We start from the raw sequence: 18,491 nt of genomic DNA, 5'->3' as shown, positions 1-18,491 counted from the left end.
GCGTTCCCGCCAACCGGAATGCGACCTCTTAACCGTGGGAACGCGGGCGACTACGCTAGGTGCAAGCAGTCCGGTGGCGTGCTGCTGCCGTCGCGACTCGCCGCCATCCGCGCACGACGTCGCCAGGGGGTGCCACCGCCACCATGACCGTCAGCTCACGAGGGCCGAACGACCGGCTCGGCGCCCTCCTCGCGCTCGCCCAGATCAGCAACGCCGGGCTCGCCCGCCGGGTCAACGACCTCGGCGCGCAGCGCGGCCTGACCCTGCGCTACGACAAGACCTCGGTGGCCCGCTGGGTGACCAAGGGAATGGTGCCGCAGCGCCCGGTGCCGCACCTGATCGCCACCGCGCTCGGCAACAAGCTCGGCCGCCCGGTGCCGCTGGAGGAGATCGGCCTCGCCGACTCGCACCCCACGCCCGAACTCGGCCTGGAATTCCCGCGCGAAGTCCCCGAGGCGGTCCGCTCCGCCACCGAGCTCTGGCGCGTCGACCTGGACCTGCGGCGCGGCCCCGGCGGCGGCCGGTGGAGCGACAGCCTGGCCGGCACCTTCTCGGTCGCCGCGTACGCCACCCCCGTCTCCCGCTGGCTGATCACGCCCGCCGACGGTTCGGTGGCCCGGGAGTCCGCCCCCGACCTGTCCGGCTACCGGGCCGGGCACGCGGACGCCACCAAACTCCGCGAGGCCGCCCAGGAGGCCCGCCGCTGGGACTCCAAGTACGGCGGCGGCGACTGGCGTTCCTCGATGGTCCCGGAGTGCCTGCGGGTGGAGGCCGCCCCACTGCTGCTCGCCTCGTACAGCGACGCGGTGGGCCGGGCGCTGTTCGGCGCCACCGCCGAACTGACCAGGCTGGCCGGGTGGATGGCCTTCGACACCGGCCAGCACGAGGCCGCCCAGCGCTACTACATCCAGGCGCTGCGCCTGGCCCGGGCCGCCGGCGACGTGCCGCTCGGCGGGTACGTGCTGGCCTCGATGAGCCTGCAGGCGTCCTACCGTTCCTTCCCCGACGAGGCCGTCGACCTCGCCCAGGCCGCCCTGGAACGCAACCGGGGCCTGGCCACGGCGCGCACCATGAGCTTCTTCCACCTGGTCGAGGCCCGCGCCCACGCCAAAGCCGGCAACGCCCCCGCCTGCAGCACCGCGCTGTCCGCCGCCGAAGCCGCCCTGGACCGGGCCCGCCCCGGCGACCACGACCCGACCTGGATCGACTTCTACGCCTACGACCGCCTCGCCGCCGACGCCGCCGAGTGCTTCCGCGACCTCGGAGTGCCGTCCAAGGTCCGGCACTTCACCCGCGAGGCGCTGGCCCGCCCGACCGAGGGCTTCGTCCGCTCGCACGGCCTGCGGCTGATCGTCTCCGCGATGGCCGAGGCCGAAGCCGGCGACCTGGACGCCGCCGTCGCCGCCGGCGAACGCGCCGTCGAGGTCGCCGGGCGGATCTCCTCGCACCGCAGCCGCGAGTACGTCGTCGAGCTGCTGCGCCGCCTGGAGCCCTACCAGAACGAGCAGCGGGTCAAGGAGCTCACCGAACGCGCCCGTCTGGTCCTCACCAGCGGCTGAAGGGCACGGGTTTGAAGCACGACGTCCAGGTCCTGGTGGTCGGCGGCGGCATCGTCGGCCTGTCCACCGCGTACGCGCTCACCCGGGCCGGCACCTCCGTCATGGTGCTGGAGAAGGAGAGCGCCCTCGCCACCCACCAGACCGGACGCAACAGCGGCGTCATCCACAGCGGCGTCTACTACCGGCCCGGCTCGCTGAAGGCCCGCTACGCCACCGAAGGCGCCCGCGAGATGGTCGAGTTCTGCCGCGAGCAGGGCGTCGCCCACGAAGTCACCGGCAAACTCGTCGTCGCCACCGACCCGTCCGAACTCCCCCGCCTCGCCGCCCTCGCCGAACGAGGGCGGGCCAACGGCATCCCGCTGCGAGAGCTCGACCCGGCCGGCATCCGCGACCACGAACCCGAGGTCACCGGCATCGCCGGCCTGCACCTCGCCACCACCGGCATCTGCGACTACACCGCCGTGGCCCGCCGGTACGCCGCCCTCGCCGGCGAACGCGGCGCCGAACTGCGGCTCGCCACCCCCGTCCTGGACATCGCCCGGCGCGCCGACGGGGTCACCGTCACCACGCCCACCGGCGAAATCCGCTGCGCGGTGCTGGTCAACTGCGCCGGACTGCACAGCGACCGGATCGCCCGGCTGGCCGGCGACGACCCCGGCCTGCGGATCGTCCCGTTCCGCGGCGAGTACTACGAACTCACGCCCGCCCGCCGGTCATTGGTCCGCGGCCTGGTCTACCCCGTCCCCGACCCGGCGTTCCCGTTCCTCGGCGTCCACCTCACCCGCGGCATCCACGGCGACGTCCACGTCGGCCCGAACGCCGTCCCCGCGCTGGCCCGGGAAGGCTACGACTGGCACACCATCAGCCTCCGCGACCTGGCCGGGACGGTCCGCTTCCCCGGCGCCTGGACGATCGCCCGCCGGCACTGGCGCTACGAACTCGGCGAACTCCACCGCTCCCTCTCCAAACGCGCCTTCACCGCCGCCGTCCGCCGCCTCCTCCCCACCATCACCGAATCCGACCTCCGCCCCGCCCCCGCCGGCGTCCGCGCCCAGGCCGTCGCCCGCGACGGCACCCTCCTCGACGATTTCGCCTTCGCCGGCACCGGCCGCCTCGTCCACGTCCTCAACGCACCCTCGCCGGCGGCGACGGCCTCGCTCGCGATCGGGCGGGAGGTGGCCCGCCGGGCCATGGCCGCAGCCGGGTGAACGCGAGCTGGCGGGCGCGAAACCAGGGCGCCAGCTCGCGCAAGTCTCCCCGCGCCCCTGGATGCGCAGCCTCCAGCGCCCGATCACCCGATTTTCGAGCTCCCGTAGACTCGTGTGATTGTGACTTCCTCCGCCCCCAGCCCCCAGTTGCCCGCGTCGGCCCGGCTGTCCGCCGCCCCGGCGGCGTACCCCGCGCCGATGTACCCGCACAAGGCCACCGAGGCCCAGCACCGTGAGCAACGGATCCGCAGTTTCCAGCCGCGTCGTGGTCGGATGACCAAGGCGCAGGCGGGTGCGCTGGACCGCGGCTGGGAGCGTTTCGGCCACGCCATCGACGGCACCCCGATGGACCTGCCGGCGATGTTCGACGGCCGTCCGGTGACGCTGGAGATCGGCTTCGGGATGGGCGACACCACGGCCGCGATGGCGGCGGCCGACCCCACGTCCGGGATCCTCGCGGCGGACGTCCACACCCCGGGCCACGGCAACCTGCTGCAGTTCCTGGAGCGCGACGGTTCGGAGAACGTCCGCCTCGCGGCGGGCGACGCGGTCATCCTGCTGCGCGACATGCTGCCGGACGCGTCGCTGGCGGGCCTGCGGGTGTACTTCCCGGACCCGTGGCCGAAGCCGAAGCACCACAAGCGCCGGCTGATCCAGGAGTCGTTCCTGGAGCTGGTGCTGCCCCGCCTCGCCCCGGGCGCGCTGGTGCACTGCGCGACCGACTGGGAGCCGTACGCCGAGCAGATGCTGGCCGTACTGGAGGCCTCGCCGGAGCTGGAGAACCTGCACCCGGAGGGCGACGGTTCGCCGTGGCTGGAGCCGGACGAGCACCCCGCGGGCAGCGTCCCGGGCTACGCGCCTCGCCCCGACTGGCGTCCGGTGACCAAGTTCGAACGGGCCGGCCTGGCCAAGGGCCACGCGGTGCACGACCTGCTGTTCCGCCGCCGCTAGCCCGCTGCGCGGCCCGTCGGATCGCCCCTGCGGGGGAATGAAGCTTGAGGACCCTGGGCATCCTGCGTACAATTTTCTGTACGCAGGAGGTGGACCGTGAAGACCATGTCGTACTCGGAGTCCCGCGCCCGGTATGCCGAGGTGCTCAATGCCGTCGTCGACGACCGCGAGGAGATAGTGATCACCCGCGCCGGGCACGAGCCGGTCGTCATCGTTTCGCTCGAGGACTACGAGTCCTTGAAGGAGACGGCCTACCTGCTGCGCAGCCCCGCGAACGCACGGCGCCTGCTGGCCTCCATCGAGGAGCTGGAGAACGGCGGCGGGAGCGTACGGGAGCTGGCGGATCCCGAGTGAAGATCATCTTCGCCTCCCGCGCCTGGGAGGACTACCTGTGGTGGCAGGTCCAGGACCGCAGGATTCTCAAGCGGATCAACGCCCTCATTGCTGATGTCGCCCGCCACGGCAATGAGGGAATCGGCAAGCCGGAGCCCCTGAAGCACGGTTTCCAGGGGTACTGGTCGCGGCGGATCAACGACGAGCACCGCCTGATCTACAAGGCCACCGACGATTCGATTCTGATCGCGCAGTGCCGCTACCACTACGAGAGCTGACGACGGCGGGCGCGTTCTCCCCCGCGACATCACGGGTAGGAACAACACCGAAGCGGCGTCCGCCGCTTCGCCTTGCTGACGGTCTGTCACCCCGGCCGTACGGATTGTGCTCCCCACTCCCGCCGGAGTGGAGGATTCGCCTACGCTTCTGCAGGTGAGCAGTCCGCCCGGCGGCAAGGCCTCCCCCAGCCTGCCTGTAGGGGTCGCCGCCATGGCCGCCGATCTGCCGCCTTCCCGGGACGGCGCTCGGGCGTTCCCGGAGTCGGGGGCGCACCGGGTGCGGGTGTACCTGTCGGCGGTGGGGCGGATCCCGGGGCAGCGTGGCGGCCGGGTGATCCGGGTCGCGCCGTCGGTGGTGCGCCGGTTGTGGCCGATGCGGCGGCCGGCCGCGTCCTCGGCGGTGGCGGCGCTGGCGCTGGCCGGGTCCGGGGTGCTGATCCTGCATCTGGTGCAGCGTCAGACGGGGACGGCCGGGTTGCTGGTGGGTCTCGGGCTGGCGTTGCTGCCGTTGCCGTTCGTACTGGGGGCGCTGGCGTGGCTGAACCAGACCGCGCGGGTGCCGATCCGGCACACCCTGTTCTGCCTGGCCTGGGGGGCCTGCGCGGCGACCACGGTGGCGATCATGGCGAACGGCTGGGCGAGCGACTTCCTGATCGCCCACCGGGGCGCGCGCGGGGAGACGTGGGGCGCGGAGTTCGCGACGCCGCTGATCGAAGAGGTGGCGAAGAGCTCGGCGCTGCTGATGCTGCTGCTGCCGTTGCGGCGGCGGCACCAGTGCGAACCGGGCCGCCCGTGCGGACGGCTGCGACGCCTGCTGTGGCACCGGCACGACGACCCGGAGCGGGCGGTGGCACTGTTCCGGCCCGCGCCGGCCTGGCGGCTGCGGGCCCGTTCGCACCCGCGCACCCTGGCGGCGGGGGCGGTCCTGGGCGGGGTCACGGCGTCCGGCTTCGCGTTCACCGAGAACGCGCTCTACCTGGGGCGGGCGTTCACCGCTGACCGGCAGGCCCGGCTGGACGCGATCGGCCTGGGCCGCCCACCGAGCCTGCGGGACTTCGACGGGACGGTGCACACCTTCGTCCTGCGGGCCCTGCTGTCACCGTTCGCGCATCCGCTGTTCACCGCGCTGGCCGGCATAGGCCTCGCGGTGACGCTGACCACCGGCCGCCGCTGGGCGGCCCGGCTCGGCGCCCCGGCGGGCCTGCTGCTGGCGATGGGCCTGCACGGGGTGTGGAACGCGGCGGCCGGACTGGGCACCGACGGCTTCCTGCTGGTGTACGGCCTGGTGATGGTGCCGTGCTTCGCGGCACTGGTCTGCTTCGCGGTGTGGGCGCAGACCCGCCGCACCCGCCAGCCGGCCGGTCCCGGCCGACCAGCGCGGTGACCTGCGCGGGTGCCCGCGGAGAACGGATTTCCCTTTCTCGCAGGAGTCACGTAGAGTCGTGTTCACCGACGCGGGGTGGAGCAGCTCGGTAGCTCGCTGGGCTCATAACCCAGAGGTCGCAGGTTCAAATCCTGTCCCCGCTACTCAGTAGCAAACGAAGGCCCGGAGGCATCGCCTCCGGGCCTTCGTCGTGCCCGCCGTGAATTGCCCGGCGAATAAATCCGTTGCCCACCCCGACAGCGGTGCCTACGCTGGCGGCACACTGAAAGGAGGTGATCCTGAGTTGAGTTCCTTCAGGATGCGTGAGGTGGCTGCTCGCTAGAGCCGCCCCTGCCTGCGCAGCGGTGAGGCCCTACTGGCCTCCGGCTCAGGCTAATTCCCAGCAGTCACCCGGCCCGTGGGCTCACCGGTACATCCCCGGTGCCTCGACCGCCGCCCCCGCCCAGCGGGGCCCGGCCCGAGGAGCAGCCCACGGGCCGTCTGCGTTCTCCGGGCCGGCTGCTGTGACAACCATGTCACCGTGGCGACGACCCGCCTGCGTTTCCCGGCCGTTCAGGTCTCTCATGGGCGCTTCGGCGGGAAGCCGTGGCGGCGGGCCAGGGTGGTGACGGCGAGGACGGGGAGGAGGAGGGCGAGGGCGAACCAGGGGAAGGCGTTGGGGCCGGAGAGGGTGAGGAGGAGGCCGCCGACGGCGCCGCCGAGGCCCATGGCGGTGTTCCAGGTGGCGACCAGGAGGGTTTGGGCGCGGTCGCCGCCCGCGTCGGCGGCGGCGGTCTGGAAGAGCGGGGGGACGGCGCCCCAGCCGAGGCCCCAGAGGGCGGCGGCGAGCAGGACCAGGGGGGCGGCGGGTGTGGGCAGCAGCAGGAGTCCGAGGGCGGCGAGGACGGCGGCGGTGGCGGCGAGGGTGAGGTGGCGCAGTCGGCGGTCGACGAGGGCGCCGGTGATGGCGAGTCCGGCGACCGAGGTGATGCCGAGGACCAGCAGGACCAGGTCGCGGCGGTCGGCCATGCCGTAGTGGTCGAGGAGTGCGGCAATGTAGGTGTAGAGCACGTTGTGGGCGAGGACGAACGCGGCGACCACGAACAGCACGGGCCGGACGCCGGGCAGGCGCAGCGCCGCGAGGAGGGGTTCGGCCCGTCCGGTGCGCCGGCCGGGGGCGTCGGGGACGGCGGCGGCGAGCCAGAGCAGCAGGGCGGCGGCCAGTACGGCGACGAGTCCGAAGGTGAGGCGCCAGCCGATCAGTCGGCCGGACCAGGTGCCGAGCGGGATGCCGAGGGAGAGGGCGAGCGGGACGCCGATGCCGGTGACGGCGATCGCCCGGCCGTGCAGGTGCGGTGGGCTCAGGCGGCGGGCGTAGCCGACGAGTTCGGACCAGATCGCGGCGACGGCGACGCCGGCGGCGATCCGGGCGGCCATGGTGAGGGGGTAGGACGGGGAGAGCGCGGTGACGGCGTTGGCGACCAGCAGGACGGCGACGGCGGCGAGTACCAGGCGTTTGCGGGACCAGCGGGCGGTGGCCCGGGCGAGCGGGATCGCGGAGAGTCCGGTGGCGAGGGCGTAGCCGGTGAGCGACTGGCCCATCGCGGATTCGCCGACCCGCAGGTCGTGGGCCATTTCGGGGAGGACGCCGGCGGGCAGCGCCTCGGTGACGATGCCCAGGAAGGCGGCGGTGGCGAGGGCCAGCAGCGGGGACCAGCGCAGGCCTTGGCGCGGGGTCAAAGGGGCTGTGCCGATGGGAAGTTCGGTGTGGGTCGCGGTCATGCCGCTATCCTCGAACCCTCACATCGATGTGAAGGTCAAGTCCTTTCCGGTGGACGGGAGACGCGGATGCGGATCGGCGAACTGGCGGGCCGGGCGGGGGCCTCGCCCCGGCTGCTGCGCTACTACGAGGAGCAGGGCCTGCTGAAGCCGGAGCGTTCGGCGAACGGCTACCGGGAGTACGACGAGGCGCTGGTGGAACGCGTCCGGCAGATCCGTTCGCTGCTGGACTCGGGGCTCTCCACCCGCACCATCCGGGACGTGCTGCCCTGCCTGACCAGCGGCCAGTACCACGTCCGGGGCGCCACCCCGGAGACGCTGGCGGCGCTGGAGCACGAGCACCGGCAGCTCACCGAGCGGGTGGAGTGCCTGTCCCGCAGCCGGGACGCGGTGGGCGCCTACCTGCGGGCGGTGCACTCGCTGCGGGACGCGCCCGCCCCGGCCGACTCCTGCTGAGGGGCGGTCACCGGGCCGGGGTCAGGGCCAGGATGCGGTGGGGCGGGGTGGTGGTCAGGACGCGGCTGGCGATCCGGTGGTGGCGGAGGGCGGCGCGGAGCTCGGTGAGGTGCGGGCTGAGGCTGCCGGTGTGGTCGTAGAGCGGGAAGATCCGGACTTCGCCGTCGGGGGCGGTGACCCGGGCGAGTTCGCGCAGGGCGCGGAACTGGTCGGCGGGGGTGAACAGCGCCGGGTAGGCGAACAGCAGGTAGGAGCTGAGGGTGAGGGCGAAGCTGCCGTCGGCGAACGGGAGTCGGGGCAGCGCCGCGGCCACGTAGTGCCCGGGGTGGGCGGCGGCGTCGGCGGCGAACAGGCGGCGGGCCCGCTCCCAGCTGCGCAGGTACTTGTCGGGGCGGCGCCGGCCGTGCCGGCCGCGGGGAAGGTGGTGGGCCGGGTCGCGGCGGATGGCGCCGGCCATGGTGTCGTGGCCGACGGCGGCCAGTTCGGCGAGCCGGCGGGGGCCGAGCGCGTAGCCGGGGTCGGCGGCGACCACCTCGCAGCCCAGTGTGCGGGCCTCGGCGGCGAACGCGGCGGCGCCGCCTGGGCAGTCCAGCAGCGGGCCGGGCAGGCGGCTCAGGTCGGCGCGGGTGAGGCCGAGGTAGGCGCAGTACTCGTCGAGCGGCCGGGAGGTGATCAGCACGGGCCCGGCGGCCGGCGCGCGGCGGTGCCCGGGGCGGTCTACGGGGCGGGCGCTGCTGACCGGGCACATCGGCGGTCCTCCGTCCCTCCGGACGTTCGACGGGCCCGGGGTGCGGCCCGGGCCCGCAGTCATCCGACCACGGGCCCGGGGGGTGGTGCATGTTCAGCGGCGCACGGTCAGCGGTCGGCCAGCAGGCCGCGGGCGGCGAGCCGGTTGGCGCCGTTGAGGGCGCGGATCAGCTGCGGGGTGAGCAGGACGAACAGCAGGCCGAGCAGGCTGACGGCGCCGATCTGGTACGGCGAGACGAGCTCGTAGACGTGCTGGGCGCCGTTCGAATCCGTCCAGTTGGCGACCCGGTAGCCGTTCCAGTCGGTGTAGCGGGGCCACACCCACTGGTAGGCGGGGAACAGCAGCAGCGCCCAGCCGACGACGAAGAAGACCAGCGAGACCGTGAAGCTGAAGACCGCCCAGGGGAACATGACGAACTGGTACAGCGCGCCCCGCCAGCCCGCCCCGTCGCCGAGCCGGGCGGTGATCAGGCCCCAGAAGCCCTCCCGCCCGGCCTTCACCGCCGCCGGCGCGGGCAGGTCGAGGCCGAGCAGGGTGCGTATCCGGTGGCGTTCGAGGGCGCCGAAGCCGCGGCCGGTGATGGTCACCAGGGCGAGCACGGGTAGGCCGAGCGCGGTGACGGCGAGCCCGATACCGGAGCTGAACAGCGCGACGACGAGGGAGAAGCCGAGCACGGCGATCGGGAGGCCGCTGAGCGCGAAGCCGAGCTCCCGGAAGGCGGCCCGGGAGAACGGGGCGCGCCAGAACCCGGGCCGGGTGGAGTGGTCGCCGGTGGAAGCACGGTACGCAGCGGTGGACATCCGCGGTCCTTCGGGTGGTCGGGGCGGTACCGCCGGTCGGCGGCGTCGGGCACTACTCCAAGGTGCCGTACCGGGCCGGGGTTCCGGAATGAGGTCTGCTTCCCGATCGATGGTGGGGTTAACCCCCGGGTCGCAGGGCGGGGGCGGCGAGTTGGACGGCCCGCCACTCGGGGGCGAGCAGCGAGTACTGGAGTGCGTCGTGCCAGCTGCCATCCCAGTGCGACTCGGCGCGGATCCGGCCCTCGTACCGGAAGCCGGCCCTGGTCAGCACCCGGGCGGCGGCCGGGTTGTCGGGGTCGGTGCGGGCGAACAGCCGGTGCAGGCCGAGGGTGTCGAAGCCGAGCGCGCACAGCAGCGCGGTGACCTCCCCCGCGTAGCCGCGGCCCCAGGTGTCGTGACGCAGTACGCAGCCGAGCTGGGCGGCGTGTTCGCCGTCGCGGGTGAGGGCGCCCTGGCCGATCGGTTCGCCCGCCGGGTCGTCGACGGCCAGCCGGTAGTGCTGCCGCGGCTCGGCCTCGGCCTCGTCGAGGTAGAGCTCGATCTGGTCGGCGCATTCCTCGAAGTCGGCCGCGTCGAACGGGAGATGCCGGATCACCCGGGCGTCGCCGTGGAGGGCGTGCAGCGCGGCGACTTCCTCCGGGGTGTGGTGGTACTCCCGCAGCGTGAGCCGGGGGCCGGTCAACCGGACGGTCTGCATGGGACTCGACCCTACCGGTCGGCCCCGCGCGGACCGGTTAACGTACCGGGGTGGACGACGAAGACCTGCACCTGCTCCCCCGTACCCGTGCCGCCGACCTGCTGGACTGGGCGGCCGAGGAGGGCTTGGAGGCGGTACCCGAACCGGCGGTGCGGACCGTACTGACCCTGCTGGAGCTGGGCGGAGCCCGGCTGCATGACGGTTTCCCGGAGCTGTCCTCGCCGGTGCTGGAGCACCTGCTGTACGAGCAGCTGCACCTGTACGTCCAGCCGGACGGCGACGCCTGGGCGTACCCGGCGGCGGTGCGGCTGCTGATCGAACGTCAGCGGGCGGCGCGGCGGCTGAACGCCAAGCGGCTGGAGAAGCTGCGCGAGGAGGCCGACTGGCAGGGCCAGGTGCTGGTGGACTCGCTGCTGCGCCGGTCCGACCTGCTGACCTGGCCGCGCCTGTACACGCTGCTGCTGCGCGCGGACGGCGTGCCGGTGGACGACCTCGACCAGGTGCGGGGCTGGCTGGAGGACTTCCGGGCGCTGGACGTCGAGGAGCGCTTCGCCGCGTACGAGCGGGTGCCGGGGGTGGATCCGGACGGCGGCTGGGGTCCGGAGCGGGCGCTGCTGGTCGGGGTGTCCACGGACGGGGCGCGCCGGCTGCTGGAGCACGGCCTGATGCGGCGCAGCTACCGCAACCTGGCCGAGCTGAACGCCCGGGGCCTGCCGATGCCGGACGAGCTCTCCGGGGAGTTCGAGGACTTCGAGGAGGCGGTGGCGCAGGCCGCGATCGACCTGTGCGGCGAGTGGACGGTGCCCGGGCTGGCCCGGCTGCTGCTGGAGGAGTACCCGGAGCTGGCCCCCGAGGTGTACTGAGGGTTGTGGCTCGCCGGGGTCCACCGATCGGAGGACCCCGGAATCGTCCTGATGAGCCATCGGTCCTGGCCGTCCGGACGATCCGCGGGGCGGGGCCGCCGGGCCAGGGTGGAGCCATGGACATCGTGACTCCGGCCGGCGCCACCTCCGTCGGCCTGCGCCCGCCGTTCCGTCGGATCGCCGCGCAGGCCGCCGCGCTCTGGTCGGCCGTCTTCGCCCTGGTGCACCTGTACTGGCTGCTGGGCGGCCGGGCCGGTCTGCCGGGCGGGCTGTCGGTGCTGGACAACACGCCGCTGCTGGTGATCGACATCATCGCGGTACCGCTGTGCGCGGTGGCCGCGGCGCTGGCCCTGGCGCTGATACGGCCGTGGGGCGAGCGGCTGCCGGCCCGCGGGCTGCTGTGGGCGGCCCGGGGCACGGCGGTGCTGCTGATCGTGCACGCCGCGCCCTCCGTGCCGGACTGGCTGGCGCTGGCGGCGGGTCACCGCTCGGTGGCGGAGCTGGACGCGATGGCCCGCTTCGCGACCGTGCTGTACGAGCCGTTCTTCCTGGCCGGCGGGCTGCTGTTCGGCTGCGCGGTGTTCGGCCGTCGGCTCCTGCCCGAGCGCGGCGGCCGTCGATGAGCGGAAGAACTACGGCTGCAGGCCGCGCTGCTGGAGCCAGGGCAGCGGGTCGATCGGGGCGCCGCCGCCGGGGCGGACCTCCAGGTGCAGGTGCGGGCCGGTGACGTTGCCGGTGGCGCCGACCGCGCCGAGCACGGTGCCGGGGGCGACCTGGCCGGAGGCGGTGGCGATCCGGGAGAGGTGGCAGTACCAGAGTTCGGTGCCGTCGGGCAGGGTCTGGATGACCCGGTAGCCGTAGGGGCCGGACCAGCCCGCCGAGGTGACGGTGCCTCCGGCGACGGCGGCGACGGGGGTGCCGGTGCGGGCGGCGAAGTCCAGGCCGGTGTGCAGGTGCGCCCAGTGCGCGCCGGACTGGGCGAAGTGCGCGGTCAGCTGGTAGCCGGCCACCGGCAGGGTGTGCGCGGCCTGTTCGGCCTCGGCCTGCTGGGCGGCCCGCTTGGCCTCGGCCTCCTGCGCGGCGGCCAGCCGGGCGGATTCGTCGGCGGCGGTGCGCTGGCCGTCGGCCTGCTGCTGGATGCGCGCGGCGAGGGCGAGCCCGGGGTCGCCGGCGAGGAGGCCGTCGGAGGCTTCGTCCGCGGCGGTGACGGGCACCGGGGCGGCGGCCTGCGCGGGGGCGGCGCCGAGTGCGGTGGCGCCGAGCGCGGCGGTCATCGCGGTGACGCCCAGCAGGGGCGCGCCGGCGCGGGACTGACGGGGCAGCCGGTGCCGGGCGGCTTCCGGCTCGACCGGGTGGTCGAGCAACTGGGTGCCGGTGCTCTCGGTGTAGGTCGACGCCACGGGGGCGTGCTCCTTCCTTCCCTGCCGCCGACCGGGTTAGCTGACGGGTTCGGAGGTGGAAGGTCTCCTACGGTCGGGCCCAGGGCCGTCCCGATTCACCCCGGTGGAAACGTGGTTCCCCGGCTCCTGGGACGCCCCGAAGGGTGTGCCCAAGTGGATTAGGCGTGGCGCACGGTGCCGCATGGTTACGGCGTTGCCGACCGCGCTGCGTTATCAAACGTTAATCCTATGGACCCCATGATTCCAAGCCGCTACCACGAGACAGCGAAGATTTCCTGACGCCCTATGGGTGATTTGTGACGGTTCACCAGGGCCAACCTGACGGATTGTGACCGAGTGGTTGAGTATCCGTACTCACGCCACGCCTCCGGGCCGGCGCGACCCTGATGCCATGACCGCAACCGTGCCGCACCGGACCACCGCCGCCTACTTCGCCCAGGCCGCCGTCTCCTTCGGACTGGCCACCGCCGCGCTCTCGCTCGGGATCGCCTACCTGCCGGTGAGCGCCTGGATGCGCGCCTTCCTCGCCGTCGGGCTGCTGTACGAGATCACTTCCGCGTTCACGCTGGCCAAGGTGATCCGGGACCGCCAGGACGAGGGCGCGATCACCAGCCGGGTGGACCAGGCCCGGCTGGACAAGCTGCTCGCCGAGCACGACCCGTTCAAGGTGGAGGGGATCTGACCGATCCGGCTGGCCTCCACGGCTTGACGGCTAAGGCTATTAGCCTTAGCTTTATGGCTATCGGCAGTCGGCCGGGCCTCCAGCGCCCGGCGCACCGCAACGCCCGCCCAGGAGGCCCGCGATGAACAGCACCCTCGGCACCACCCGGTACGTCGACGTCCCCGGCGGCCGGATCGCCTACGACGACACCCCCGGCACCGGCGTCCCGGTCGTCCTGCTGCCCGGCATGCTCGACAAGCGCGCCACCTACCGGCACCTCGCACCGCTGCTGACCGCCGCCGGGCACCGGGTGATCACCATGGACCTGCGCGGCCTCGGCGAGTCCTCCACCGGGTTCACCGACTACTCCCCCGCCGCGATCGCCGACGACCTGGTCGCCCTGCTCGACCACCTCGACCTGCGCGGCGCCGTCCTGGCCGGCAACTCCTACACCGGCGCCACCGTGGTCCGCGCGGCCGAGCTCGCCCCCGGGCGGACCGCCGGGGTGGTGCTGATCGACGCCTTCATCGAGAACCTCCCGCTGAACGCCTTCCAGAAGGCCCTGTTCGGCCTGGCCGCCCCGCTGGTCACCGCGTTCCCCGGCCTGTGGAGCTCGATGCAGAAGTTCTACTACCCGACCGCGCGGCCCGCCGACTTCGACGCCTACCGGGCCGGCCTCGCCGAGATGCTGCGCGAGCCCGCCCGGAAGGCCGCGCTGCGCGGCTACCTCACGGGGGACTCCGCGCCGGTCGGCTGGTGCGAGGCCGTCGACGTGCCCGCGCTGGTGCTGATGGGCAGCAAGGACCCCGACTTCCCGAACCCCGAGCTGATCGCCGACCGGCAGGCCGCCGCGCTGCGCGGCCGTAAGGTGATGATCGAGAACGGCGGCCACTACCCGATGGCCGGCTACCCCCAGGCCGTCGCCGACGCCCTGCTCCCTTTCCTGAACGAGCTGAACGAGGTCGCCCGCTGATGGCCCGCGCCGGACTCTCCCCCACCACGGTGGTGGACCACGCCCTCGGCCTGATCGACGCCCAGGGCGCCGAGACGCTCACCCTGGCCGCCGTCGCCGCCAAGGCGGGGGTCGCCACCCCGTCGCTGTACAAGCACGTCCCCGGGGGCCTTGCCGAGCTGCGCCGCCTGGTCGCCGTCCGCACCCTCGACGACCTGACCGACCACCTGGCCGCCGCCGTCCTCGGCCACTCCCGCGACGAGGCGGTCGCCGCCCTGCTCGCCGCGTACGCCGGGTACGCCACCCGGTTCCCCCGTCGCTACGCCGCGCTGCCGCAGGCGCCCGAGCCCGACCCGGAGCTCATGGCGGCGGGCGAACGGCTGGTGAACGTGCTGTTCGCCGTCCTGCGCGGGTACGGCCTGGAGGGCTCCGAGGCGGTGCACGCCGCACGCACCCTGCGGGCCATGGCCCACGGGTACGCCTCGTTGACCACGGCGGGGGCGTTCCAGCTCGCCGAGGGGCCGGACGTGACGCTGGAGCGGCTGACCGGCGTGCTGGTCGACGGCCTCGGCCACTGGCCGGGCGGACGCGGCGCGTGACCTGACGGGGGCCTGGCGCGTTCTACCCGATATGAAGAAGCGCAGCCTGCTCGCATTTGCCTCGCTCGCCGTCGGCGTGGTCGCCTCGCTCACCGCGCCCAGCGCGCACGCCGGCCCCGAGCACACGGGCGGCACCACCCCGCACACCGACACCCTCTCCGCCCCGGACCGGCCGATCGCCGAGGAGGTCCAGGAGGACGGTTCACCGGCCTGACGGCGCCTCCCGCCTGCGCGTGGGCCCCCGCGCGCCCCTCCACACCATTTCGCAACCGGTTCCCCACGGATCCGACACCAATGGTGCGTAACACTGTCCTTCAGTCGGGAAGTCATACCGCGTGAAGACCTTCACGGGTGACCGACAAGCACGGAGGACAGCACACATGCCGCAGGTGACTCAGCGCATCGAGCACGGCACGGGACTGATCCCCGCCCCCCGCGCCACCTCTGACGGGTCGGCGGCCGGGACGCGGTCCGACGCGCTGCCGCAGCCGGAGGGCTGGGGCGCGACGCTCGCCCGCTGCTTCGCGGTGGCCCGGTCGCTGCGCTCGCTGCGGCCGGTGACGGCGAAGGATCCGCAGCCGTACGGCGAGGTGGACGGCCAGTAGCGGAGGCCCGCACTAAATGTGACGGAGCGTGAGCTCCGGCCCGGCCGTCCGGCGTTACCGACGGTCCACCGGGACGCCACCTGACGGACGTCCGACGCTGCCGGTTCTGTCCGACATTGACGCGTTCTGAACAGCGATGCTTCGATCAGTTCATACGCCAGTAGGAAGTCCGCCCTAGAATTCGGCGGGTGACGACCACTCAATGGTGCTTGGCAGCAGCCGCATTGCTCGCTCTTCTCGCTCTCGCGGCCTCCGCTCGGTCCCGCGCCGTCACCCGAAACCTGCGCGGCCGGCTGGCCGCCACCGAGGACGAACTCGCCGCCACCCGCGACCGGCTGGCCGCCGAACTGGCGGACCGTCAGGCGGGTGCCGAGACGGCGCTGCGCGAGCAGGAGATGAACGCGGCCACCCGCCGCGCCTTCCTCAGCGTGGCCCGCCGCATCCTGGTGATGGCACACGACCAGCAGGCCGGACTGGACGAGATGGAGCGCACCCACGACGACCCGGTGCTGCTCGAAGGACTGCTGCGCGCCGACCACGCGGCCGCCCAGCAGGCCCGGCTCGCCCAGACCCTGGCAGTACTGTGCGGCTCCCGCGCGGGTCGCCACTGGCCGGAGCCGGTCTCGCTGGAGGACGTGGTGCGCGGCGCCCAGTCGCGCATCCTGCCGTTCCAGCGGGTGGTGGTGCACAGCCGGGTCGACACCGCCGTGCTCGGTGCCGCCGCGGAGGCGCTGATCCACGCGGTGGCCGAACTGCTGGACAACGCGACCCGCTACTCGCCGCCCAGCTCCCAGGTCTACGTCACGCTGATGCCGGTCCACAACGGCGCGGTGATCGAGATCGACGACTGCGGCGTCGGCATGACCGAGGTGACGGTGGCCAAGGCGGGCGCGGCACTGTCCGGCGGCGGCTCGCTGGAGGTGTCGCGGATCGGCGAGGTCCCGCAGCTGGGCCTGGCCGCGGTCGGCCGGCTCGCCGAGCAGTACGGCTTCCGGGTCACCATCAACTCCGCGCCCTCGCCGTACGGCGGTGTGCGGGTGGTGGTGCTGCTGCCGTCCGCGCTGCTCACCGATCCGCTGTCGGTGCCCGCGAGCAGCATCCCTCGCACCGAACCGGCGGCGGCCGCGCTGCCGGCCCGTCGCCCGGCCGTCGTCGCGGACGACGACCGGCCGTCCGTTCCCACGCAGGGCGGCACCCTGCCGCGGCGGGTCAACCGCCGTGGCAGCGCCCCGCAGCAGCAGACCGGGTCCCGGGCCGAGGAGCAGCCCGCGCCGCCGCCGCGCTGTGCGCGCGAGGCGCAGACATTCATGTCGATGTTCCAGGCCGGGACCGCCAGCGGCCGTTCCGCCGCACAGCAGGACCGGCGGCCCGAGCAGGACCGCCACGACGAATTCCCCGCCCCCCAACTTCCCCAGCGCTCGGGAGACTCCCATGACTACAACCCCTGATCTCGGCTGGCTGCTGACCGACATCGTCGCCGTCCCAGAGGTCCAGCACGCCGTCGTGGTGTCCAACGACGGCCTGGAGATGGGCCGCAGCCCGAAGATCGGCCGGGACGACGCCGAGCGGCTGGCCGCCGCCTGCTCCGGACTGCAGTCGCTGTCCCGGGGCGTGGCGCAGGGCTTCGGCGACGGGCCGACCCGGCAGATCATCATCGAGTTCGGCGGTGGTTACCTGTTCGTGGTCGCCGCCGGCGCCGGGACCCACCTCGCGGTGCTGGCCTCCGAGTCGGTGGACGCCGGCCTGGTGGCCTACCAGATGCAGACGCTGGTCGAGCGGATCGGCAGCCACCTGACCGCCGCACCGCGGCAGGAGCACGCCACCGCCGGGGACCTGCGGTGAGGCGGGGGCCGGTTCGGCCTTACGTGATCACCGGTGGCCGCAGCCGGGCCAGCCGCAACGTGCTGGAGTTCGAGAGCCTGGTGCGGACCCTGCCGGGGGCCGCGGTCGACCGTACGGCCTTGAACCGCGAACAGCAGGCGATCCTCGGGCTCTGCCGGGAACTGCTGTCGATAGCCGAGGTGGCCGCCCACCTCGGCCTGCCGATCAGTGTCCTGAAGGTGCTGGTCGGCGATCTCTTGGACCTCGGGGCCGTGCAGGTCCTGCCGCCGGTGCGGCAGGCCGAACAGGTCCCGCTCTCACTGCTCGAGGAGGTGCTGGTTGGCCTCCGTCAGCTCCGTTGAGCCGACCTATCTGCCGTCCACTGTCCAGGGGGCGGTCAAGATCCTGGTCACCGGCCCGTTCGGGGTCGGCAAGACCACCCTGGTCGCCGCGCTGAGCGAGATCGCTCCGCTGCGCACCGAGGAGACCATGACCGCGGCCGGCGCCGGGGTGGACGACCTGACCGGCCGTCCGCACAAGACCACCACCACGGTGGCGCTGGACTTCGGCCGGATCACCCTGAACAAGCACCTGGCGCTGTACCTGTTCGGTACGCCCGGCCAGCAGCGGTTCTGGCCGCTGTGGGAGGACCTGTCGCGCGGCGCGCTGGGCGCCATCGCGCTGGTGGACTCCCGCCGGATCGAGGAGTCCTTCGACGTCCTCGGCCTGCTGGAGGAGCACCGCATCCCGTTCGCGGTGGCGGTCAACGTCTTCCCCGACACCCCCGCCTATCCGGACGAGGAACTGCGCGCCGCCCTCGACCTGCTGCCCGACGTCCCGATCCTGGCCTGCGACGTCCGCGACCCGGACGCCGCGCACAAGCTGCTGATCGACTTCGTGGACCACCTGCGGGCCGCCGCCGAGGAGCTGCCGTGACCGTCCCCGACCACCGGGCGGCCACCGGCTGCCCGTACACCCGCGCCCAGGGCTCCGCGCTGTACGGGTCGGCGGTCGCCGAGAACCCGCACAGCCTGTACGCCCGGCTGCGCGCCCAGCACGGCCCGGTCGCACCCATCGAGCTGGAGCCCGGCGTCGAGGCCTGGCTGGTCCTCGGCTACCCGGAACTGCTCGAACTGACCCGCAACGAGCAGCTGTTCTCCAAGGACTCGCGGCGCTGGCGGGTGCAGCAGGAGGGCCGGCTGCGGGCCGACTCGCACCTGATCCCGATGACCATGTGGCGGCCCACCCTGCAGAGCATGGACGGCGCCGCCCACCACCGGCTGTCCTCCGCGATCGCCGACACGCTGGCGAAGATCGACCACCGGCAGCTGCGGCAGACCACCGAGGAGGCCGCGCTCGCGCTGATCGAGAGCTGGGGCCCGGACGGCACCGCCGACCTGGTCACCCAGTTCACCCGG

General features: G+C 73.4%; 23 protein-coding genes, 1 tRNA gene and 1 riboswitch. Of the genes, 19 read left to right on the top strand and 5 right to left on the bottom strand.

The features are described from left to right. Window positions 1–143: 143 nt before the first annotated feature. From ACFYS8_RS14820 to ACFYS8_RS14790, 7 genes are all read left to right on the top strand, one after another. Window positions 144–1,559 (top strand): MFS transporter, encoded by a 1,416-nt coding sequence (locus tag ACFYS8_RS14820; protein WP_387640655.1) that lies wholly within the window; start codon window positions 144–146, stop codon window positions 1,557–1,559. Between the two features lie 11 nt (window positions 1,560–1,570). Continuing rightward, window positions 1,571–2,767, top strand: a complete 1,197-nt coding sequence (lhgO, locus tag ACFYS8_RS14815) for an L-2-hydroxyglutarate oxidase (protein WP_387640652.1) — start codon at window positions 1,571–1,573, stop codon at window positions 2,765–2,767. A 120-nt stretch (window positions 2,768–2,887) separates the two neighbouring features. Next, window positions 2,888–3,718, top strand: coding sequence for a tRNA (guanosine(46)-N7)-methyltransferase TrmB (trmB, locus tag ACFYS8_RS14810; RefSeq protein WP_387640650.1), 831 nt, complete (start codon window positions 2,888–2,890; stop codon window positions 3,716–3,718). 96 nt (window positions 3,719–3,814) lie between these two features. Next, window positions 3,815–4,072 (top strand): type II toxin-antitoxin system Phd/YefM family antitoxin, encoded by a 258-nt coding sequence (locus ACFYS8_RS14805; protein ID WP_387640647.1) that lies wholly within the window; start codon window positions 3,815–3,817, stop codon window positions 4,070–4,072. After that, window positions 4,069–4,329, top strand: coding sequence for a Txe/YoeB family addiction module toxin (locus ACFYS8_RS14800; RefSeq protein ID WP_387640645.1), 261 nt, complete (start codon window positions 4,069–4,071; stop codon window positions 4,327–4,329). Before ACFYS8_RS14805 ends, ACFYS8_RS14800 begins: the two co-directional genes overlap by 4 nt. A 154-nt stretch (window positions 4,330–4,483) precedes the next feature. Continuing rightward, window positions 4,484–5,713, top strand: a complete 1,230-nt coding sequence (locus tag ACFYS8_RS14795) for a PrsW family intramembrane metalloprotease (RefSeq protein WP_387640642.1) — start codon at window positions 4,484–4,486, stop codon at window positions 5,711–5,713. A gap of 69 nt (window positions 5,714–5,782) precedes the next feature. Continuing rightward, window positions 5,783–5,856, top strand: a tRNA-Met gene (locus ACFYS8_RS14790). A 418-nt stretch (window positions 5,857–6,274) separates the two neighbouring features. Here ACFYS8_RS14790 and ACFYS8_RS14785 read toward each other — a convergent pair. After that, complete coding sequence (locus ACFYS8_RS14785) at window positions 6,275–7,474, bottom strand: MFS transporter (protein ID WP_387640640.1); 1,200 nt, start codon at window positions 7,472–7,474, stop codon at window positions 6,275–6,277. A 66-nt stretch (window positions 7,475–7,540) separates the two neighbouring features. On the opposite strand from ACFYS8_RS14785, the gene ACFYS8_RS14780 reads away from it, so the two are divergent. Beyond that, window positions 7,541–7,927, top strand: coding sequence for a MerR family transcriptional regulator (locus tag ACFYS8_RS14780; protein ID WP_387640637.1), 387 nt, complete (start codon window positions 7,541–7,543; stop codon window positions 7,925–7,927). A gap of 7 nt (window positions 7,928–7,934) precedes the next feature. Here the strand turns inward: ACFYS8_RS14780 and ACFYS8_RS14775 are convergent, their stop codons facing one another. From ACFYS8_RS14775 to ACFYS8_RS14765, 3 genes are all read right to left on the bottom strand, one after another. Continuing rightward, window positions 7,935–8,675, bottom strand: coding sequence for a class I SAM-dependent methyltransferase (locus ACFYS8_RS14775; RefSeq protein WP_387640634.1), 741 nt, complete (start codon window positions 8,673–8,675; stop codon window positions 7,935–7,937). 107 nt (window positions 8,676–8,782) lie between these two features. Beyond that, entirely contained in the window at window positions 8,783–9,475 is a 693-nt protein-coding gene (locus tag ACFYS8_RS14770; RefSeq protein WP_387640631.1) for a sensor domain-containing protein, read from the bottom strand. Window positions 9,476–9,593: 118 nt separating this feature from the next. After that, window positions 9,594–10,172, bottom strand: coding sequence for a GNAT family N-acetyltransferase (locus ACFYS8_RS14765; RefSeq protein ID WP_387640629.1), 579 nt, complete (start codon window positions 10,170–10,172; stop codon window positions 9,594–9,596). 50 nt (window positions 10,173–10,222) lie between these two features. Here ACFYS8_RS14765 and ACFYS8_RS14760 point away from each other — a divergent pair, with 50 nt between their 5' ends. Together ACFYS8_RS14760 and ACFYS8_RS14755 are read left to right on the top strand one after the other, a co-directional pair. Next, window positions 10,223–11,035, top strand: coding sequence for a hypothetical protein (locus ACFYS8_RS14760; RefSeq protein WP_387640626.1), 813 nt, complete (start codon window positions 10,223–10,225; stop codon window positions 11,033–11,035). Between the two features lie 116 nt (window positions 11,036–11,151). Further along, window positions 11,152–11,658 (top strand): DUF3995 domain-containing protein, encoded by a 507-nt coding sequence (locus ACFYS8_RS14755; protein ID WP_387640623.1) that lies wholly within the window; start codon window positions 11,152–11,154, stop codon window positions 11,656–11,658. Between the two features lie 9 nt (window positions 11,659–11,667). On the opposite strand, the gene ACFYS8_RS14750 is transcribed toward ACFYS8_RS14755, so the two are convergent. Continuing rightward, the gene (locus tag ACFYS8_RS14750) at window positions 11,668–12,435 is read right to left on the bottom strand and encodes a M23 family metallopeptidase (RefSeq protein WP_387640620.1); all 768 of its coding nucleotides are present in this window, start codon (window positions 12,433–12,435) and stop codon (window positions 11,668–11,670) included. A gap of 10 nt (window positions 12,436–12,445) precedes the next feature. Next, window positions 12,446–12,610, bottom strand: a riboswitch (cyclic di-AMP (ydaO/yuaA leader). Between the two features lie 216 nt (window positions 12,611–12,826). Here ACFYS8_RS14750 and ACFYS8_RS14745 point away from each other — a divergent pair. The 9 genes from ACFYS8_RS14745 (at window position 12,827) to ACFYS8_RS14705 (ending at window position 18,009) form a co-directional block, all read left to right on the top strand. Then, a complete protein-coding gene (locus ACFYS8_RS14745; protein WP_387640617.1) occupies window positions 12,827–13,117 on the top strand; it encodes a YiaA/YiaB family inner membrane protein in 291 nt (96 codons plus the stop codon). Window positions 13,118–13,238: 121 nt separating this feature from the next. Further along, complete coding sequence (locus tag ACFYS8_RS14740) at window positions 13,239–14,069, top strand: alpha/beta fold hydrolase (RefSeq protein WP_387640614.1); 831 nt, start codon at window positions 13,239–13,241, stop codon at window positions 14,067–14,069. Further along, window positions 14,069–14,647, top strand: a complete 579-nt coding sequence (locus tag ACFYS8_RS14735) for a TetR-like C-terminal domain-containing protein (protein ID WP_387640612.1) — start codon at window positions 14,069–14,071, stop codon at window positions 14,645–14,647. Before ACFYS8_RS14740 ends, ACFYS8_RS14735 begins: the two co-directional genes overlap by 1 nt. Window positions 14,648–14,678: 31 nt before the next feature. Then, the gene (locus ACFYS8_RS14730) at window positions 14,679–14,861 is read left to right on the top strand and encodes a hypothetical protein (protein ID WP_387640609.1); all 183 of its coding nucleotides are present in this window, start codon (window positions 14,679–14,681) and stop codon (window positions 14,859–14,861) included. A gap of 166 nt (window positions 14,862–15,027) precedes the next feature. Continuing rightward, window positions 15,028–15,252, top strand: a complete 225-nt coding sequence (locus tag ACFYS8_RS14725; RefSeq protein ID WP_387640606.1) for a hypothetical protein — start codon at window positions 15,028–15,030, stop codon at window positions 15,250–15,252. Between the two features lie 188 nt (window positions 15,253–15,440). Continuing rightward, window positions 15,441–16,700, top strand: a complete 1,260-nt coding sequence (locus ACFYS8_RS14720) for a sensor histidine kinase (protein ID WP_387640605.1) — start codon at window positions 15,441–15,443, stop codon at window positions 16,698–16,700. After that, a complete protein-coding gene (locus tag ACFYS8_RS14715) occupies window positions 16,684–17,094 on the top strand; it encodes a roadblock/LC7 domain-containing protein (RefSeq protein WP_387640602.1) in 411 nt (136 codons plus the stop codon). Before ACFYS8_RS14720 ends, ACFYS8_RS14715 begins: the two co-directional genes overlap by 17 nt. A 23-nt stretch (window positions 17,095–17,117) precedes the next feature. Next, on the top strand, window positions 17,118–17,435 hold the full coding sequence (locus tag ACFYS8_RS14710; protein ID WP_387640599.1) for a DUF742 domain-containing protein: 318 nt from the start codon (window positions 17,118–17,120) through the stop codon (window positions 17,433–17,435). Next, window positions 17,413–18,009: an ATP/GTP-binding protein gene (locus tag ACFYS8_RS14705; RefSeq protein ID WP_387640596.1), complete on the top strand. Its 597-nt coding sequence runs from the start codon at window positions 17,413–17,415 to the stop codon at window positions 18,007–18,009. Before ACFYS8_RS14710 ends, ACFYS8_RS14705 begins: the two co-directional genes overlap by 23 nt. Window positions 18,010–18,491 lie beyond the last annotated feature (482 nt).

Origin of the sequence: Kitasatospora sp. NPDC004615, from assembly GCF_042873545.1 — a bacterium.
GTDB lineage: Bacteria > Actinomycetota > Actinomycetes > Streptomycetales > Streptomycetaceae > Kitasatospora.
The sequence above is the reverse complement of the archived record's forward strand: the minus strand, read 5'-3'. Positions and strand labels throughout refer to the sequence as shown.

Coding starts and splice junctions, on each gene's coding strand:
- ACFYS8_RS14820 (WP_387640655.1), top strand. CDS start 144: ATGACCGTCAGCTCACGAGGGCCGAACGACCGGCTCGGCGCCCTCCTC.
- ACFYS8_RS14785 (WP_387640640.1), bottom strand. CDS start 7,474: ATGACCGCGACCCACACCGAACTTCCCATCGGCACAGCCCCTTTGACC.
- ACFYS8_RS14780 (WP_387640637.1), top strand. CDS start 7,541: ATGCGGATCGGCGAACTGGCGGGCCGGGCGGGGGCCTCGCCCCGGCTG.
- ACFYS8_RS14775 (WP_387640634.1), bottom strand. CDS start 8,675: ATGTGCCCGGTCAGCAGCGCCCGCCCCGTAGACCGCCCCGGGCACCGC.
- ACFYS8_RS14770 (WP_387640631.1), bottom strand. CDS start 9,475: ATGTCCACCGCTGCGTACCGTGCTTCCACCGGCGACCACTCCACCCGG.
- ACFYS8_RS14765 (WP_387640629.1), bottom strand. CDS start 10,172: ATGCAGACCGTCCGGTTGACCGGCCCCCGGCTCACGCTGCGGGAGTAC.
- ACFYS8_RS14755 (WP_387640623.1), top strand. CDS start 11,152: ATGGACATCGTGACTCCGGCCGGCGCCACCTCCGTCGGCCTGCGCCCG.
- ACFYS8_RS14745 (WP_387640617.1), top strand. CDS start 12,827: ATGACCGCAACCGTGCCGCACCGGACCACCGCCGCCTACTTCGCCCAG.
- ACFYS8_RS14740 (WP_387640614.1), top strand. CDS start 13,239: ATGAACAGCACCCTCGGCACCACCCGGTACGTCGACGTCCCCGGCGGC.
- ACFYS8_RS14735 (WP_387640612.1), top strand. CDS start 14,069: ATGGCCCGCGCCGGACTCTCCCCCACCACGGTGGTGGACCACGCCCTC.
- ACFYS8_RS14730 (WP_387640609.1), top strand. CDS start 14,679: ATGAAGAAGCGCAGCCTGCTCGCATTTGCCTCGCTCGCCGTCGGCGTG.
- ACFYS8_RS14725 (WP_387640606.1), top strand. CDS start 15,028: ATGCCGCAGGTGACTCAGCGCATCGAGCACGGCACGGGACTGATCCCC.
- ACFYS8_RS14715 (WP_387640602.1), top strand. CDS start 16,684: ATGACTACAACCCCTGATCTCGGCTGGCTGCTGACCGACATCGTCGCC.